The sequence below is a fragment of the Kluyvera fluvialis genome (genome assembly GCF_059725275.1).
Map to the genome: position 1 here is coordinate 613,578 of NZ_AP046142.1, position 17,756 is coordinate 631,333.

Annotated in this window: 15 protein-coding genes and 1 other RNA gene; 5 read left to right on the forward strand and 11 right to left on the reverse strand. The window is 50.6% G+C overall.

All coding sequences use genetic code 11. The annotated features are described in order from the left end of the window. Window positions 1–11 precede the first annotated feature (11 nt). The 7 genes from AC6I4B_RS03010 to kbaZ all read right to left on the reverse strand — a co-directional run bounded on the left by AC6I4B_RS03010 (window position 12) and on the right by kbaZ (window position 6,495). Complete coding sequence (locus AC6I4B_RS03010; protein ID WP_497769499.1) at window positions 12–1,166, reverse strand: SIS domain-containing protein; 1,155 nt, start codon at window positions 1,164–1,166, stop codon at window positions 12–14. Between the two features lie 301 nt (window positions 1,167–1,467). Then, window positions 1,468–2,601: an N-acetylglucosamine-6-phosphate deacetylase gene (nagA, locus tag AC6I4B_RS03015; RefSeq protein ID WP_497769500.1), complete on the reverse strand. Its 1,134-nt coding sequence runs from the start codon at window positions 2,599–2,601 to the stop codon at window positions 1,468–1,470. Continuing rightward, entirely contained in the window at window positions 2,598–3,032 is a 435-nt protein-coding gene (gene agaF / locus AC6I4B_RS03020) for a PTS galactosamine/N-acetylgalactosamine transporter subunit IIA (protein ID WP_497769502.1), read from the reverse strand. The genes nagA and agaF overlap by 4 nt, the downstream gene beginning before the upstream one ends. A 16-nt stretch (window positions 3,033–3,048) precedes the next feature. Next, window positions 3,049–3,927, reverse strand: coding sequence for a PTS N-acetylgalactosamine transporter subunit IID (gene agaE, locus AC6I4B_RS03025; RefSeq protein ID WP_497769504.1), 879 nt, complete (start codon window positions 3,925–3,927; stop codon window positions 3,049–3,051). Continuing rightward, window positions 3,917–4,696, reverse strand: a complete 780-nt coding sequence (agaW, locus tag AC6I4B_RS03030) for a PTS N-acetylgalactosamine transporter subunit IIC (RefSeq protein ID WP_497769505.1) — start codon at window positions 4,694–4,696, stop codon at window positions 3,917–3,919. Before agaW ends, agaE begins: the two co-directional genes overlap by 11 nt. Window positions 4,697–4,706: 10 nt before the next feature. Further along, window positions 4,707–5,180, reverse strand: a complete 474-nt coding sequence (agaV, locus tag AC6I4B_RS03035; protein ID WP_497769507.1) for a PTS N-acetylgalactosamine transporter subunit IIB — start codon at window positions 5,178–5,180, stop codon at window positions 4,707–4,709. Window positions 5,181–5,199: 19 nt separating this feature from the next. Beyond that, the gene (gene kbaZ, locus AC6I4B_RS03040; protein ID WP_497769508.1) at window positions 5,200–6,495 is read right to left on the reverse strand and encodes a tagatose-bisphosphate aldolase subunit KbaZ; all 1,296 of its coding nucleotides are present in this window, start codon (window positions 6,493–6,495) and stop codon (window positions 5,200–5,202) included. A gap of 250 nt (window positions 6,496–6,745) precedes the next feature. Between kbaZ and AC6I4B_RS03045 the strand changes: the two genes are divergently transcribed. Beyond that, the gene (locus AC6I4B_RS03045; RefSeq protein WP_497769510.1) at window positions 6,746–7,567 is read left to right on the forward strand and encodes a DeoR family transcriptional regulator; all 822 of its coding nucleotides are present in this window, start codon (window positions 6,746–6,748) and stop codon (window positions 7,565–7,567) included. A gap of 42 nt (window positions 7,568–7,609) precedes the next feature. On the opposite strand, the gene AC6I4B_RS03050 is transcribed toward AC6I4B_RS03045, so the two are convergent. The 4 genes from AC6I4B_RS03050 to AC6I4B_RS03065 all read right to left on the reverse strand — a co-directional run bounded on the left by AC6I4B_RS03050 (window position 7,610) and on the right by AC6I4B_RS03065 (window position 12,609). Then, window positions 7,610–8,689, reverse strand: coding sequence for a fimbrial protein (locus AC6I4B_RS03050; protein ID WP_497769511.1), 1,080 nt, complete (start codon window positions 8,687–8,689; stop codon window positions 7,610–7,612). Between the two features lie 11 nt (window positions 8,690–8,700). Next, window positions 8,701–11,217 carry a fimbria/pilus outer membrane usher protein gene (locus tag AC6I4B_RS03055; RefSeq protein ID WP_497769513.1) on the reverse strand — a complete coding sequence of 839 codons (2,517 nt, stop codon included), beginning with the start codon at window positions 11,215–11,217 and terminating at the stop codon, window positions 8,701–8,703. A gap of 51 nt (window positions 11,218–11,268) precedes the next feature. Further along, complete coding sequence (locus tag AC6I4B_RS03060; RefSeq protein ID WP_497771910.1) at window positions 11,269–11,934, reverse strand: fimbrial biogenesis chaperone; 666 nt, start codon at window positions 11,932–11,934, stop codon at window positions 11,269–11,271. A 99-nt stretch (window positions 11,935–12,033) separates the two neighbouring features. Continuing rightward, complete coding sequence (locus AC6I4B_RS03065) at window positions 12,034–12,609, reverse strand: fimbrial protein (RefSeq protein ID WP_497769515.1); 576 nt, start codon at window positions 12,607–12,609, stop codon at window positions 12,034–12,036. A gap of 591 nt (window positions 12,610–13,200) precedes the next feature. Between AC6I4B_RS03065 and rnpB the strand changes: the two genes are divergently transcribed. From rnpB to tdcC, 4 genes are all read left to right on the forward strand, one after another. Continuing rightward, window positions 13,201–13,582, forward strand: an RNA gene (rnpB, locus tag AC6I4B_RS03070) — RNase P RNA component class A. Between the two features lie 713 nt (window positions 13,583–14,295). Continuing rightward, window positions 14,296–15,219: a transcriptional regulator TdcA gene (tdcA, locus tag AC6I4B_RS03075; RefSeq protein ID WP_497769516.1), complete on the forward strand. Its 924-nt coding sequence runs from the start codon at window positions 14,296–14,298 to the stop codon at window positions 15,217–15,219. Between the two features lie 112 nt (window positions 15,220–15,331). Next, window positions 15,332–16,321, forward strand: coding sequence for a bifunctional threonine ammonia-lyase/L-serine ammonia-lyase TdcB (gene tdcB, locus AC6I4B_RS03080; RefSeq protein WP_497771911.1), 990 nt, complete (start codon window positions 15,332–15,334; stop codon window positions 16,319–16,321). A gap of 93 nt (window positions 16,322–16,414) precedes the next feature. Then, window positions 16,415–17,746 (forward strand): threonine/serine transporter TdcC, encoded by a 1,332-nt coding sequence (gene tdcC, locus AC6I4B_RS03085; protein ID WP_497769517.1) that lies wholly within the window; start codon window positions 16,415–16,417, stop codon window positions 17,744–17,746. Window positions 17,747–17,756 lie beyond the last annotated feature (10 nt).

A 17,756-nucleotide genomic window follows, 5' to 3' on the forward strand; every position in this document is an offset into this window, starting at 1 on the left:
ATCCGTTCCTCTTACGAGAACCAGGGATGAATAACAACGCCTTGTACGACGCGATTAACTGTGCCGCTGGCGGAAGGGGTATCTGGGGTGTTGCCGACGTTGATGGACTGCGTCAGGGCAAAAACCTGGGCATACATCAGGAAGCAGAAGGCCTGTTCTATATCGCTAAAATGGCGCGCTGGCGGCAACAGAATGTGCGGGCCTGCTTCGATAACCGGATCCGTTTCTGCCGCAATCGCCACAATGTGCATGGCCTGCCGATCGCGACGTAACTCTGCCAGCAGATCGAGATCGTATTGACGGGTGTAAGGGTGGCTGGAGACATACACCACGATCAGCGTTTCGTCATTAACCAGAGATTTAGGGCCATGACGGAAGCCCGTTGGCGAATCATAAAACGCCACCAGTTTACCGGCGGTCAGTTCCAGAACTTTCAAGGCGGATTCGCGCGATGCGCCCTGCAACCCGCCGCTGCCGAGATAAACAATCCGTTTCCACGGTTCGTTACCAAATACGCCCTGACTAAAGTCGCCCAGCGAAGCCAGGATAGCCTGGCAACGATCCGCGACATCGCGGAAGGTCTGGCTATTGATCACTTCAGGGACAAATACCGCCAGAGCGCTGGCCATCATGGTGGTGATACTGCTGGTCATCGCAAAGCCGCGATCGTGGGTTTCTGCTGGCATCAGCAGGGCAAAGGCGTTATCGCTTTTGACCGCGTTTTGATACAGGCTGCCCGCTTCGTTACAGGTGATGGAGAGGTGATAGCACTCCGGCACGAACTGATTTGCCAGCTCAACGGCGGCAACGCTTTCCGGGCTGTTGCCCGAACGGGCGAACGAGACTAATAACAGCGGCTGCGCTGGGTTGAAATAATCCATGGGGTTAGTGACCAGGTCGGTGGTCGGCACTGCGCGAATATTTTTCCCCGTATGGCTGGCAAGCCAGGGCGCAATGATATCGCCGATGAAAGCTGAAGTACCGGCTCCGGTCAGTACGATTTGCAGATCGGATTTGCGTAACAACGGGGCAAGGAAGGTGTCGAGATCCTCTCTTACGCTGTCGATATTGTGCAGCGAGCGTACCCAGCAGGCGGGCTGCTGGCGGATCTCTTTCTCAGTCCAGGTGCCGGTTTTGGCGGTGGCGGAAGTGTAGATTTCTGGCATAACTCAGTCCTTAGTCTTGTGAATTCCACATCAGACGCTGGCAAAATGTCGCTATCTTTCGTTTCGTTTCACTTGTTCTCATGTTTGATAGGTTAAACGTTATAGGAAAGAAATCGAAACTTCAATGATGTAAAATGAAATAAAACGAAAACTGTGATCGGTGGAACGATCCCTGTTTTCATCTCTTTGATATATAACGACTTGAGAGAGTGAGCTTTGTCTGGGTGCGTTATGAATCGAAAGGAAAAGAAAGGCCTTACGGTTAATCACCGAAGGCCAATATGATGCGCAATGAAGGAGGCTAAAGGGGGAGTGCCTGGCCTTGAATCCAGATTTGCTGCACATGCAGCCCGTTATTGAGCGCAATGATGTTGGCGCGCTTACCGGGTTTTAATGAACCGAGTTGGCTGTCTAGCCCTAACAGACGTGCGGGATGCAGCGAAGCCATATGAATCGCCGTATCCGGTGAGATACCGGTTAACTCGACCATATTGCGCACGGCGGTATCCAACGCAAGCGTACTGCCCGCCAGGCTACCGGAAGCGGTGCGCACAATACCGTTGTGCATCTCGACGTCTTCACCGCATAGCGTATAACGCCCATCAGGCATACCGGCGGCCTGCATCGCATCGGTGATGAGCACCACTCTTTCCTCGGCGCAGGTGCAGCACAGTTTCATCGCCGCAGGATGTACATGGTGCCCGTCAGCGATAAGCTCCAGCCAGGCGCGCGGGTCGGTTAAACCTGCGCCGACCATACCCGGTTCGCGGTGATGCAAACCGCTCATGCCGTTGTAGCAGTGCACCAGGCCGTCAGCCCCTGCGTCAAATGCCGCGCAGGTTTGCTGCCAGGTGGTGGCACTGTGCCCTAACATGACCCGAATGCCTTGCTGCTTCAAATGGTGAATCGCCGACAACGCACCTGGTTTTTCTGGTGCTAACGCCACCACGCGTAAAGTATGGCGCGAGGCGGTGATCAGTGAATCCAGCTCCGCGATATCCAGCTCCCGGAACAGTTCTGGCGGGTGTGCGCCTTTATTCTGCGGAGTGAAGTATGGCCCTTCGAGATAGCTTCCCAGCACCTGCGCGCCAGGGCCACCGGCATGGCAGCGTTTTGCAATACGCTCCAGCGCAGCATAAACCTCTGTCAACGGCGCGGTGACGGTGGTGGGTAGCCAACTGGCTACCCCTTCACGCGCTTTATGCATCGCCAGTTTATCGAGCGTATCCGGCGCGTCGTCCATCACATCGACACCCGCGCCGCCGTGGACGTGAATATCGATATACGCAGGGCACAGCAGTTCGGCGTCTCTCTGCATCACACCGGCGGGAATAGGCTCTATTGCTGCGATAACCCCTTCTTCAATGCGCAACTGATGCTCATCGAGCCAGCCTTGCTCGGTGAGCAAACGCCTGGCGCGCAGAATGTGTGTCATATACCTTCCTCAACGGTGCTTTCTTCGCGGCAGCGTCCTAGCTCATCCACCAGGCTTGTCAGGCCACGGTGCCCGCACTCAAGCGCCTGAATGCGGAATGTTTCTCCGCTAAGCCCGTCGCGATCCAGCACCATTTCCAGCAGCAACTGAAGATTGGTTCCGGTAATCACTTCATGCCCTGGCCGTTGCATGGCAAGCGTCGATGCCACGCGAAACGGTGTGCCGCCGAGCAGGTCAGTCAGGAAAATAATGCCTTCTTCACTGTCCAACTCCGCCACCGCCTGTTCTAGCTGCGAGGTGAGCAGAGCAGTGGTTGAGGTTTCTGGAAAATCGATGGCGACAAACTGTGACTGCTCGCCAAGAATCTGTTTCATCGCCTTTTCCATGCCACTGGCAAAGCCGCCGTGTCCCGTCAAAATAATGCCTAACATTTCGAACCTCTTTGATTTACAGGAAGTGACAGAACTTACCGACCACGCCCAGTACGACGGTGATGCCGATAAGACGCAGTGGGCTCCAGCCACGGCGAACCAGCCAGAACATGACCAGGGTATAGACCAGCGGTAAAAAGGCTGGCATCAGTTTGTCGATAACGTCGGTCTGTAGTTTGACAACTGCGTCACCCGCCTTGATTTCGAGCGTGGTGTTGAGGCGAACATAGGTGGCCACCAGGGCGCCAATGACCGTCATCCCGACGATAGACGCCGCGTGGCCCACTTTTTTGGTATTGGCTTTAATGAGCGGAATCGCTGCCACACCCATACGATAAGCATAGTGCGCGAGGCCAAAACGCAGGCCGAGATGCACCACGTTAAACAGCACAATAAAGATAACCGCGCCCAGAATAGAGCCTTGTAAAGCAAGGCTTGCGCCGATACCGCCGCAAATTGGCAGCAGCGTCAGCCAGAACATCGCATCACCAATGCCGCCAAGCGGCGCGCCCACGGCGATTTTGGTGCTTTGAATGCTGTTGACATCCTGCTTAGAGCGCTCCATCGCCAGAATAATGCCGATAACAAAAGTCACTAAAAAAGGGTGCGTGTTAAAGAAACCCATATGGCCTTTCATGGCGCGGGCCAAATCGCGTGGGTTGGTGTGAATCTTTTTCAGCGCGGGCAGCAGGCCGTACAACCAGCCGGAAGCCTGCATACGTTCATAGTTAAAGGAAGCCTGTAACAGCATGGAACGCCAGGCGACACGGTTGATGTCTTTCCGGGTAAGATCTGCGCCAATCTTTTGATCTTCATAAATGTTTTCATTGACGCCGGACAGCAGTGTGTCTTCACTTTCGGACTCTTTCGGCAGAGTCTGTTGATTAGATACCATCTTCGAATTCCTCTTTCTGTGCCGCAGGGGCAGCCGGTTCTGGGGATTTACGTAGCAGGTCAATCAGCGCCATCGCCAGCGCGGCGGCAGCGATCGCTAACACCGGGAGCTTGAGCCAGGCTGCCGCCACGAAGCCGAGAATGAAGTAGGGGATGTAGACGTTTTTCATCATGATTTTCAGCAGCACGGCAAAGCCGATTGCTGGCATGATGCCGCCTGCCACGCCAAGCCCGTCAATCAGGCGCTCAGGCAGCATATCAATGGCGGTTTTGGCGTGTTCTGCACCGAAATAAATCGGCAGGAATGCACAAAGGAAATAGAAAGTGCCTAGCGCCAGTAAGGCCAGATAGTTAATGCGCTCGATACCGCGAGTATCTGCGTTAGCCGCCATGCGGTCACAGCGCGACATCACGCCGGACATCACTGAGAACAAGAACGTTATTCCCATTTGTACCGCCACGGCGAACGGAACGGCGACGCCTACCGCGACGTCAGGTTTCACGCCGGTGGTGATCGCAAAGGTGGTCCCCACGATCGTGCCGATGATGACGTTCGGCGGCTGTGCGCCCGCCAGCGGTGCAAGGCCCATCCATACCAGCTCCAGCGTACCGCCGGTTAAAATACCGGTATGCAGGTCGCCCAGAACCAGGCCGACCAGCGGCCCAAGCACTACCGGGCGGTGCATGTGCGTTAACCCGTTAAACATATCCAGGCCCGCAATAAAGGCGAGAATGCCTAATGCGACTGCCTGCAACAGACTAATTTCCATTGTGAATCCCTCAGAGTAGTTTAAAGAGATCCAAAGCGGGTTCTGTTGGGACGCCTTGAACGAAGCATTCCACTCCGGCGTCTTTCAGGCCGTTAAACGCCGTAATATCGCTGGCGTCTACAGAAACCGTTTTGGCAATTTGTTGTTTGCCATTGGCATAGTGCATGTTGCCCACGTTAATCCGCGTCACCGGCACACCACCGGCTACCAGCGTGAGGAAATCCGCCGGTGATTTGCAGACCAGCAAAATTTTCTGCCGGTCGGCGGCGCGATGAATATTGTCGATAACCTTTTGCAGTGACCAAAAGCGCACCGCAATGCCTTCTGCCAGTACCATTTCCATCAGGTTTTGCTGCACGGAATCTTCAGCCACTTCGTCATTGGCGACCAGCACCAGGTTGGCTCCCGCAAAGCCGACCCACTGCACGCCAACCTGGCCGTGAATCAAACGTTCATCAATGCGGCTGAGAACAATATTTGGCATAACGTTTTCCTCTTTGTTGTTATCCGTTATGGGATGTCGCGCCCTGGCAGGCGGCATGGTACTGCTGCAAGACATCCTGAATGTGGCTGATGATGAGCTGCCGTGGCGTCGCGCTGATAGCGCCTTCGCGTACTTTTACGTACTGCAATGGCAGATATTGGCTAATGAGCGGCAGTGGGATGGGCTCGTCTGCCAGGTTGCGCACCAGCCGCTCGAAAGCGTCGTCAATCTGGCTGTCCGGCCAGTAATAGCGCACGCGATCGGAGTAGCTATAGCCGCGCGCCAGACGGCGGGCGTTGCCGTCGCCGTGGTAATGGCTTTGCCAGTATTCCGGGCGGTCGAGCATGATGTTTTCCAGAACCTGGCGCAGGCCGGAGCAGGCTTTTGCTGGCAGCAACTCTTCTTCAATCGCCGCCAGCGAGAACAGCGCTTCGCGCAGGGCGAAGGTCAGCGCTGGGCCGACTTTGAGGATCGCAAAGTGATCTTTCACTAACTGGCGCAGCGACTGCGGCGTTTGGTAATCCGTGGAGTGGGCTTCAAATACCAGCGTGTCATAGGCTTCAACCATCTTGCTCAGAGCCACGGCTTTTTGCGGCTGATAATCGATGATGTGCGTATGGTCGAATTCCACGCCGGGCTGTACTACCAGTGCAATAATCCGTGGCCAGATATCACTTAAACCTTGTTTTTCAAATGCATGGCGATGTGCTTCTAACGTGGCGCGCGCGGCATCCGGCGTGGTGACTGCCAGTTCGGTTAATGTTTCGTGAGCACCGCCCGGCACTGGCACTTCAGTACCAATCACATAAACAAGGTCAGCCTGCGCAAAATGTTCAATGCAGGTGGCTTCGGCTATTTTCGCCAGACGAGCGGCGCGTTCGGCAACAATCTCATCGGTTAATGGGATGGGATCGTCGCTACAGGACATGCTGCAATCGAGGTGGATCTTTTTAAAGCCCGCAGCTACGTAGCTTTTGATCAACGCATCGGCATTCGCCATCGCCTGTGCTGACGGCAGGTTCTGCCAGCGGTTGGGGCCAAGATGATCGCCACCTAAAATCAGATTCTCCTGAGGGAAACCGAGTGAGTCTGCGAGTTGGCAGACAAAGTGGCGAAAATCGGTTGGCGTCATGCCGGTGTAACCGCCGAATTGATCAACCTGATTGGAGGTTGCCTCAATCAGCAGTGGCGTATGGTGCGCGTGGACGTAACGTAGTGCGGCTTCCAGTACCAGTGGATGTGCGGAACAAACGGCGTAAATCCCGTTTGCCTGGCCTTGTTTATGCTGCTCCACCCTATCAGTCAGATGTTTCACTTTCCTCTCCAGATCAGGTAACTGTGACAATTGTCTTTCGTTTCGTTTCATTCGATACTGCATTATGGTGTTGTAAAAATAAAACGAAAGATAATAGTTTTCCGATCTGTTTCACAAAAGAAACATAATGAAAGCTTTAATCACCCTGTCAGTTCACGCTCCGGCGGCCTGTGGTGCTTGCATTCTGTTAAAAGAAAGGCGTTAATAGATGAATCGAAATGAAACGAAAGATTAAGTTAAAGGATTCACTATGAGTAGCACGGATTCGTCGGCAGAGAAGCGCATCACGGGAACCAGTGAAAGGCGTGAACTGATCATTCAACGCTTACGACAGCAAGGAAGCGTCCAGGTTAACGATCTTTCCAGCTATTTTGGCGTATCGACGGTGACGATCCGCAACGATCTGGCCTTTCTGGAGAAGCAGGGGATCGCCGTTCGCGCCTACGGCGGGGCGCTAATTTGCGATGGCCATGTGACGGGGAGTGAGCCTTCGGTTGAAGATAAAAGCTCACTGAATACCGCGATTAAACGGCATATTGCCCAGCAGGCGGCACAACTGATTAAGCCTGGGCATCGCATTATTCTCGATTCCGGTACTACCACTTATGAAATCGCCCGTATGCTGCGCCAGCACAGCGATGTGATTGCGATGACCAACGGCATGAACGTAGCGAATGCACTGCTGGAAGCCGAAGGGGTAGAGTTGCTGATGACCGGTGGCCATCTGCGCCGTCAGTCGCAGTCGTTTTATGGCGACCAGGCCGAGCAATCACTGCAAAACTATCACTTCGATATGCTGTTCCTGGGCGTGGATGCGATTGATCTGGATCGCGGCATCAGTACACATAATGAAGATGAAGCTCGCCTCAATCGCCGGATGTGCGAAGTGGCGGAAAAAATCATTGTGGTTACTGACTCCAGTAAGTTTGACCGCTCCAGCCTGCATAAGATTATCGATATGCAGCGTGTAGACATGATCATCGTCGATGAAGGCATTCCGGCGGAAAGCCTGGAAGGCCTACGGAAAAGCGGAATTGAGGTGATTTTGGTTGGTACGTCACCGCGTGAATAGCCGGAGGGGTCATCCGGCTATTCCGCTTACCTGGCAATGGTTTCAATGTACCTCAACGGTAATGGTGGCGGAGCCATGAAATTGACCCGGTTCTAACGCACCGCCGACCAGATTAATCGGGTAAGCCTCTATAAGGGTGCTCCCTCTGCCTGAGGGGTCAATATCGATTTGCCCGTTATAGACTGGAATGCTGATGTTGTTACCGTTTGTTAGGTTAACCATCGTGATGCCGATGTCGGGTACATTGTCGGGGCGTCGGCGGGCTACCAGCACATACTGGCTGAAACGGTCTGGAGTATCTATACGCATTGACAAATCGTTTTTGCTCGCCGAAGTATCTCCACAATCATAAGCAATCTCGAACTGGACTGGATTGTAGCCTTCCGGTGGGTGGTCTTTGGTAGTAAACCGGCTGGCATTAATCGAACCAAGGTCAACCTGGATGGTATCGCCCTGATTAATCTTACAGTTACTCGGTATGATAATTCGTCCCTGAATATGCAGTTCGGCAATATCTTTGAGAACACTGAACGGTGGTGCTCCTACCGTGGTGTTCCATGCCGCCTGGATAGAAGCAACATGGGTATCGGGAATAATCAATTCCCCCAGAAACGGTTTTGTCACGTACAGCGTTAGGGTGGTATGCGAGCCAACTGTACTTGGGGCGGCGCGTAATTCTGGTGGATCGTCACGGCACACGCTGCCATGTTCATTGCCCGCTTTGTAGGCAAGGAGTTCTCTCGTTGGCCTGACGTTTAACGGTGTGACGGGGCCTGTTGTATCGGGGATATCGTTAACTTCGGTTTTAATGTCCAGGTTGTCATTGAGATGATAATACCCACTCAATTGACCTCCCTGCGCCAGCGCGCTGGTCACGAAATAGGACAGTGCGACTTGTGTTCCTGGGTTACAGCTACACTCTATTTGGTAGGCATTTCCGGCGAGAGGAGAGGGCAATTGTTGGGTTGACCCTATGAAGTTTTGCTCTTCCGTCCATTCGTTGTCGACGTTGGCGCTAAACTGGCCTGTAGCATGACATTCGCCATTTACCGCATGGGCTGGCGCGGCGGCAAGTAAAGCTAGGGCTAGCACGATACCTGCACTAGGCCGGATGTTTTTCATCTTCGTTTTCCTTAACGACATTGTGCCGATCCGCTGAGTACCGAAGCCTGGCGTTTGTTGCTTTCCGGCAGGCTGAAGGCAAACTGGCATTGTTGATCTAATTGACTACCCCAGCTTACGGTCCAGGTTTGCGGCTGGCTGTTCACGCCGGTGATGTAAAGCAGACCGCCTTCATCGACAATACCTGGCTGTTGTTGGTTTACATTGTTGGCCATCGCGCCAAATGGCAACGCTCTACCCTGGCCGTCCGTCAGTTTGACTAATACCCGATAGCCAGTTTGCGCGTTAAAACGTGCTGTCACCGCCGCGCCCTTGTCGGGAACGACAATCTGCACAGTTTCGGTCACATCTACGTTGTCGGGCATCATGGTGGTATCCAGCATGATGCGGTTCTCCTGATAAGGCGTCAGATAAGGGATAACTGCGTAACCAAAGGGGTCTGTGGCGATGCCGGGGTAATTTTTCACCCGCACGCCTGATGCGCCATTGGCATCAACCAGCGCGAAAGCACTACCCAGCGGCTGCGATAAGGTCACGCCATGACGATGGGCGACGATGCCGCCGGAGAGCCCATAGCTGAGCTGGCGACTATTGGCGCTGTAATCGTAACCAGCATTCAGCGTGCCATAAGCCGAACGATAGCTACCGTAAAGGCTGCTGCCCGTCCTGTCGTTATCAGCGCTCTGTCGTTGTCTCAAGCTGTAGCTTAGACGACGGTCTTCCAGCGCTGAGCCGTTGAGACCAATTTCCTGCTGGGTAGATTCATTTTTCTGGCTGGTCACCCGATAGCTTGCTTGTGTATGAGATAGCCAACGATCTAGTGGGATACTGATACTCAGCGACAGCGAACGATCGCTTTCACGATCGTTATAGTCGGTGAACTGGCCGCTTAGGTTATAGCCAATGCCCCACAGACTGCCATTCAGGCCCACTGACAGGTTGTTGTCTTTTTGCGTGCTGTTCCAATATTCTTGTTGTGAACCGGAAGTATAGAAGCTGATGCCGTCATAAATATTCTGGCTTACGCTTAACTGAATTTCGTTACGCAGGCGGTCGTTGCTGGTGATATTTTTTTGGTTCGCGTCAGCGAAACTAAAATAGCCTGTGCTGCTGTAGCGGTAATAGCCAAGCGACAGACTGGTGCCCGTTTCCACGAGGTCTTTGATGTACTGAGTGCGCCAGGCGTAGCCGCTATCACTATCGCCATTATCAAATTGGGTATCGGCCTTGCCGATATCCATTGAAATCGCCCCCAGCGCTCCGAGCGTGCTGCCGATGCCCAGCGCCAGCGCTCTGTAGTCTTCTGAGACCGTCAGGCCACTGTACAGTGTGAGCATATTACTCAGGCCATAGCTTATCGTGCTTTCTACAAATTCTGGTTGCTTACTGTCCCGAGCGTTGTCTGCCCGGAACCGCCCTGCGGTAGCACTGTATTTGATATGGCCTGGTCGCTGCATCATCGGTAGTGCTGAGAAGGGTTGAGTAAAATGGCGTGTTGTGCCGTCGGCTTCTTCTATTGTTACGTCTAAGTCACCGCTAAATGCAGAGGGATAGAGATCGTTAATTTCAAATTCCCCTGCCGGGACATTGCTCTGATAAATGGTATAGCCGTTCTGTCGCACCGTGATGATGGCGCTGGAGTTGGCGATACCGCGAATGGTCGGGGCAAAGCCACGTAGGCTATTGGGCTGCATGGATTCATCAGAATAGAGACGCGCGCCGGTAAACTGGTAGCTGGGGAATACGGAACCATCAGTCGCGTTTTCCCCGATAACAAGTTGAGATTTCAGCGGCTTAATATCTCGCTGCAACCAGCTATTAATGCTATCCCAGTGTGAACTGTTTCGATCGCGCGACCAGGTAGAATAGTTACGTAATCGCCAGGGGCCAATATTGGCGCCATTCTGCATATTCAAATATTGGCGTTCGTTGCTGTCGCCGCTGTCGTAACGGCTTTGCGAGCCGGTGAAACTATAACTAGTGAATAGTACAGGAGTGCCGCTATCCCAACGTGAGGGGTCAATATAATCCCTTGCATCGCGATACAGCGCTGTCTGTGGCACGCTCAAATTTAAGCGTCCGTGGTTGATATCCAGGGCGCTACTGTAGCCCGGAATAACCTTTTCCAGATCGGTAGCGAGTGCTTGTGAATCCAGCCCCACGAGCGGTGGATACTTATCGACTTTAACGCCAAATTCTCGCAATTGCCCGATGGTAAACTGCGGGACTAACTGATTGTTATCGTTGGCAACGAAAGGGATTCTCCGCTGATCTAATTTCTTTTTATTAACATAAATATCAACGATATACTCGCCAGGAAGCTGTGCGTTTTTACGGGAAAAGGTAGAAAGATCCACCGCATGCTGGCCGCTTTTGCTGGTTTCCAGTAGAGAAGGATCAAAGTAATAATCATCCGCCCACGCGCAGCCCGTGACCAGGCAGCCGCTGGAAAATGCGATTTTTATCCAACAAGCCAGAGTTTTTATTGCCCACGGCGGAGGATTCTTTTTCGCTGCGTTTATTTTCATTCCATGAAAGCTCATTTTTCCTTAATGGGGTTAACAATAATGTCTTTGGTATTACGGCAACGTACGGGTTTCTATATTGCTTTGCCCACCATAATCATTAATTGCGGCCCATTTCACGGTGTTGCCTGTCCCTGCGGGGAGAGCCAGTTGTTTATGTTGGCCGGGGGCGATATATTTTATTTCCTCCGCCAGTTCAGTTTTACCCAGTGATAACCCTGAGAATACGACGTAATATTCGGAAGGGTTATATACATCCAATGTATTATTTATTCGTTTATATTCGATGGTTTTATAAGCATCGTACGCTTTTCCTTTTAGGCCTTTAGGACGATAAAAAAGTTTAATTCGCGTTTTAAAAACCAATGTCAGTGTATTGGCTTTATCTACCTCTGATTTTTTTTGCGCCGGTATGGCCCTGACATTGACGAAGAACAGCGACTCTTTATCTTCAGGCAATGCCCCTTCGGATTTGATTATTCGCAACGATGAATCATCACCTGCTTCAAGACGGAATAAGGGGGGCGTAATAATAAATGGGCCTCGTGATGACCCCTCTGCGGTATCTACCCATGATTGTAACAAATAGGGCATTTTCTCACTGCGGTTAGCAACGGGTAATGCAGCCTCTTTCTTGTCTGCATCGTAGATAACGCGGGTTTTTTCAAGAACGATGCCCCCAGCTATGCTCTGGCTACCCCAGAAGCTCAGCAGTAGCATCAGGGCGCAGGCTATTTTATTTTTCACTGTAGTTATCCTTAACCGTGAGAAAAATGTCTCTTTTGCCGCCAACAGCCAGCAAAAGAGACGGGGGAATGATTAACGGTAATCGATAGTCACGTCCACGGTGGCATTGGCCTGCCCTGGAGTGACCAGTGCATTGGTGGCAACGTAATAAGCCTGTAGGCCCACTGTCGCAGTGCCATCGACCTCTGGCGTGAATGTGATGCCAGGGGTGTTCAGTTTATTCAATGCCATCTGGGTGTTGTTATGCTGGACGGAGTCAATACGGATGCCTACTCCTGTTGCAGTTGTCTCCGTGGTTGCACCGCTCACTTTAACCAGTTCATTGTTGGCCCCGGTGGTACCGTTGGTGCGGGTTTCCAGCCAAACCTGGAAGGAATTATCGGTACTACCATTTACGTGCTGCCATTCTGTCGTTGGACAACCCGTTAATGGGATATCAAACGGAATCGCTGGGCTGCGATCGCCAACCCCTTTGAATTGGTCAACACTGTAATGTCCGAGTTCCACATTGACTACATCGCCGTTGGCAAATTGACAGGTGTTGAGTAGGATCTCGCCGGTAAATTCAATCGTACCGTCGGTAGCCATCACATTACCCGCCAACATAGCCAAACAAGAGGCTATTAGCGTTTTTTTAATAACATTCATGTCGTTTATTATATCCTTGCGTTCATTGATAAATATGAATCTTTAATATTAGATTAATAACTAATTTAATATTAAATCTTACAAATGATATTGTGGCAAGGGTATGGTAGTTAAACAATCACTAGTAGAGCTATTCGAATAGCTTTCAGAGTTTATTTATATTCGCACCGCTTATGCTTGTTATTTAAACGAGTCAGTGGCGTTTTTTATCTTCTCTGGGTACATTAAATGATGAGGTAAATTAATATTTTCATTCTTGATGCTATGGTGGGAATAATCTACCTGGCGGTTATTTGATTACTTTTGTAGTTATTTTTTAATCTTGGTGTAACGAAAGCTGGGCTGCCTTTTTGCTGTCCCGATAATATTTTGTCGAGGATTCGATTGTATCAAGCCGCCAGTGTAGGGTTAAACATTGCTAGTTGGTTGTGCCGGCCTATTGATCCGAGAAGGTTCGCTTGCCACATCCACAATCGAGTGGAGCAGATTCAGCCCAACATATTAGACCTTTCGCAATGTCGCCGCCGCAATTCTAATCAGGATGCTGATGGAAAGGTGACATCGCCGCGCAAACCCTCTATACTGCGCGCCGAAGCTGACCAGACAGTCGCCGCTTCGTCGTCGTCCTCTTCGGGGGAGACGGGCGGAGGGGAGGAAAGTCCGGGCTCCATAGGGCAAGGTGCCAGGTAACGCCTGGGGGGTGTAACAGCCCACGACTAGTGCAACAGAGAGCAAACCGCCGATGGCCCACGCAAGTGGGATCAGGTAAGGGTGAAAGGGTGCGGTAAGAGCGCACCGCGCGGCTGGTAACAGTCCGTGGCACGGTAAACTCCACCCGGAGCAAGGCCAAATAGGGGTTCATAAGGTACGGCCCGTACTGAACCCGGGTAGGCTGCTTGAGCCAGTGAGCGATTGCTGGCCTAGATGAATGACTGTCCAACGACAGAACCCGGCTTATCGGTCAGTTTCACTTCTTAAAAAACCCCGCCTCGGCGGGGTTTTTGCTTTTGGGCGTTGGTGCGATAGTTTCCGAAACCGTTACCAGAACTTCCCGAAAGGCCGCTATTGAGATGTGACAAATGCCATCATTTCTCAGAAATGCGACATGATGCACAAAATGCTGCATTGACCTTTTTGACTGGTTTTTTGTGCTGATTTTACCGCATTTTTCCTGTTTGACTTGACGAAAAACGGGATGAAATTAGCGAGCTTACTTTTTCTATATGTTTCGTGAATGCGTTTGTTTTGTTAATGATAATGACCTGAATATATTAATATCGATGTGTTTTTCGTTTGAGAATGTGTGACATGGCTCGGAAAAACCGACTGATATTGCCTTTTTTTATCAGTTTTTTTTATTTATTAAAATAATATTAATACGACGATATAGTGTAAAAAATACCCTTAAATTGATTGAATGACAATCTCTTAGTTTAATTTTTCAGTAGCCTGAAATCTCATTTATTATCGCCATAAAATAAATTCATACACCTTATTTTTGTTGATAAAAGTCAGTGTAATACCATATTCAATCAGTGTTAATTTGTTGTTTTTGAACGTGTTTTTATTTATTTGTCATGCCGGGATAGAAGGGTTTAAAGTAATTTGTGAGTGATAGCACACATCTTACTTGCACATATTTAATAGAATCCACCTCGCCGAATGGAAATAAAGGGGAAAAGAAAAATGGATAATGTTCTTCTACCAAAAACACAACATCTGGTCGTGTTTCAGGAAGTTATTAGAAGTGGCTCTTTTGGCTCGGCTGCAAAACAGCTTGGGCTTACCCAACCGGCGGTCAGTAAAATTATCAACGATATCGAATCTAACTTTGGCATTGAGCTGATGGTGCGTAAGAACACCGGCGTCACGCTGACCAGCGCGGGCCAGGTGTTGCTCGGCTACTCTGAGTCTATTACTCGCGAAATGAAAAATATGGTTAACGAAATGAACAGCCTGAGCTGCAATAGCGTGGTGGATGTTTCTTTCGGCTACCCGTCGCTTATCGGCTTCACCTTCCTGCCTGAGATGATTAAAACCTTTAAAGAGGTATTTCCGGTTGCTGAAGTCACGATGTTCGAAGCCCAGCTCTCCTCGTTTTTACCCGCGCTGCGCGATGGGCGGTTAGATTTTGCGATCGGTACGTTAAGTGATGAAATGCAGCTTCAGGATTTGCAGGTAGAACCGCTCTTCGAGTCTGAATTTGTGGTGGTGGCATCCAGGTCACGAACGTGCAGCTCAACGGTCACGCTTGAGTCGCTCTCCAACGAGCAATGGGTCTTCCCGCAAACCGATATGGGCTACTACAAAGAACTCCTCTCCACCTTCCAGCTTCATCACATCAGCACTGAAAATATCGTCAAAACCGATTCCGTTGTCACTATCTACAACCTGGTATTAAATGCCGGTTTCCTGACCGTTATTCCCAGAGATATGATTGCTCCCTTCGGTTCTAACCAATTTATTACGTTACAGGTTGAGGATGTATTACCTGTTGCGCGCTATGCAGCTATTTGGTCAAAAAACTATCGAATTAAAAAATCGGCTTCTGTATTAGTCGAGTTGGCGAAGAAATATTCTTCCCGGCCCGAGAAAGCTGCGATGAATTAAACATGTGTTGATAACGGCACTGTCAATAAATTAAAAAGAACCCCAGAGCCATAAATGGCCCTGAACCCTAATATTGTCTACCGTCAGAGCGTTATTCTGATAAGAGGTTATGATGCACATTACTTACGATCTTCCGGTTACCCTTGATGACATTCAGACCGCGAAAAAAAGACTGGCCGGTAAAATTTATAAAACCGGGATGCCGCGTTCAAATTATCTGAGCGAACGTTGTAAAGGTGAAATTTTCCTCAAATTTGAAAACATGCAGCGTACGGGGTCATTTAAAATTCGCGGCGCGTTCAACAAGCTGAGTGCGTTAACCGAAGCAGAACGACGTAAAGGTGTGGTGGCTTGCTCGGCGGGCAACCATGCGCAAGGCGTGTCGCTCTCCTGCGCCATGCTGGGTATTGATGGTAAAGTCGTGATGCCAAAAGGGGCGCCAAAATCGAAAGTGGCGGCGACGCAAGATTACTCGGCAGAGGTGATCCTGCACGGCGATAACTTCAACGACACTATCGCCAAAGTGAGTGAAATTGTTGAAATGGAAGGGCGCATTTTCATTCCGCCGTACGATGACGCACTGGTTATCGCTGGGCAAGGCACTATCGGGCTGGAGATTCTGGAAGACTTATACGACGTCGATAACGTTATCGTGCCAATCGGTGGCGGCGGCCTGATTGCCGGGATTGCGACGGCGATTAAATCCATTAACCCAACGATTAAAATTATCGGCGTGCAGTCAGAAAACGTACACGGGATGGCGGCATCGTTCTATGCCCATGAGATTACCAGCCACCGTACCTGCACCACGCTGGCAGACGGCTGTGATGTGGCTCGCCCTGGCACGCTGACCTTCCAAATTGTTCGTGAATTGGTTGATGATATTGTCCTGGTGACCGAAGACGAAATTCGTGACAGCATGATTGCATTAATTCAACGTAATAAAGTGGTCACCGAAGGGGCGGGCGCGTTAGCCTCTGCTGCATTATTGAGCGGTAAACTAGACCATTATATTCAAGGCCGTAAAACGGTCAGCATTATTTCCGGTGGGAATATTGACCTTTCACGCGTTTCCCAAATTACTGGGTTTGTTGGCGCTTAATTCCTTTTCTTGATGATTTATATACAGACGGTGTTTATAAAAGTGGCCGCCTGTTATTAAAAAATGACGAAAACATTAATCCAAGGATAAATTATGAGTACGACAGAAAGTATTAATGTTAGCCAAAGTAAAGAGTCATCCTGGCGTAAATCGGATACCACATGGACGTTAGGTTTATTCGGTACAGCCATTGGTGCTGGGGTGCTATTTTTCCCGATTCGTGCCGGTTACGGTGGTCTGATTCCTATCTTATTGATGCTGGTGCTGGCGTATCCCATCGCCTTTTATTGCCACCGTGCGCTGGCGCGTTTATGCCTTTCTGGCTCTAATCCGTCGGGAAATATCACCGAAACAGTCGAAGAACATTTTGGTAAAACCGGCGGGGTGGTGATTACTTTCTTGTACTTCTTTGCGATTTGTCCGCTGCTGTGGATTTATGGCGTCACCATTACCAACACCTTTATGACTTTTTGGGAAAACCAGCTCCAAATGCCAGCGCTTAACCGTGGCCTGGTGGCGCTGCTTCTGCTGCTGTTGATGGCTTTCGTCATCTGGTTTGGTAAAGACCTGATGGTTAAAGTGATGAGCTTCCTGGTGTTCCCGTTCATCGCAAGCCTGGTGCTGATTTCCCTGTCGCTGATTCCCTACTGGAACTCTGCGGTTATCGATCAGGTAAACCTGAGTGATATCGCGCTGACCGGTCACGACGGCATTCTGGTCACCGTATGGCTGGGTATTTCCATCATGGTGTTCTCCTTTAACTTCTCGCCGATTGTCTCCTCTTTCGTGGTTTCTAAGCGTGAAGAGTATGAAGGTGAGTTTGGCCGTGATTTCACCGAGCGTAAATGTTCCAAAATTATCTCTCGCGCCAGCATGTTGATGGTGGCGGTGGTGATGTTCTTCGCCTTTAGCTGCCTGTTCACGCTCTCTCCGCAAAACATGGCGGAAGCGAAAGCGCAAAACATTCCGGTGCTTTCTTACCTCGCGAACCACTTCTCCTCAATGACGGGCGAGAAATCCACCTTCGCCACGACTCTGGAATACGGTGCATCTATTATCGCGCTGGTCGCTATCTTCAAATCCTTCTTCGGCCACTATCTGGGCACGCTGGAAGGCTTGAACGGCCTGGTGCTGAAGTTCGGCTACAAAGGCGATAAAACAAAAGTATCTACCGGCAAACTGAACACTATCAGTATGATCTTCATCATGGGTTCGACTTGGGTTGTGGCCTACGCCAACCCGAACATTCTGGACCTGATTGAAGCAATGGGCGCGCCGATTATCGCATCCCTGCTGTGTCTGCTGCCGATGTATGCCATCCGTAAAGCGCCATCACTGGCGAAATACCGTGGCAAACTGGATAACGTCTTCGTTACCGCTATCGGCCTGCTGACCATTCTAAATATCGTCTATAAGTTATTTTAACTAGCCATGC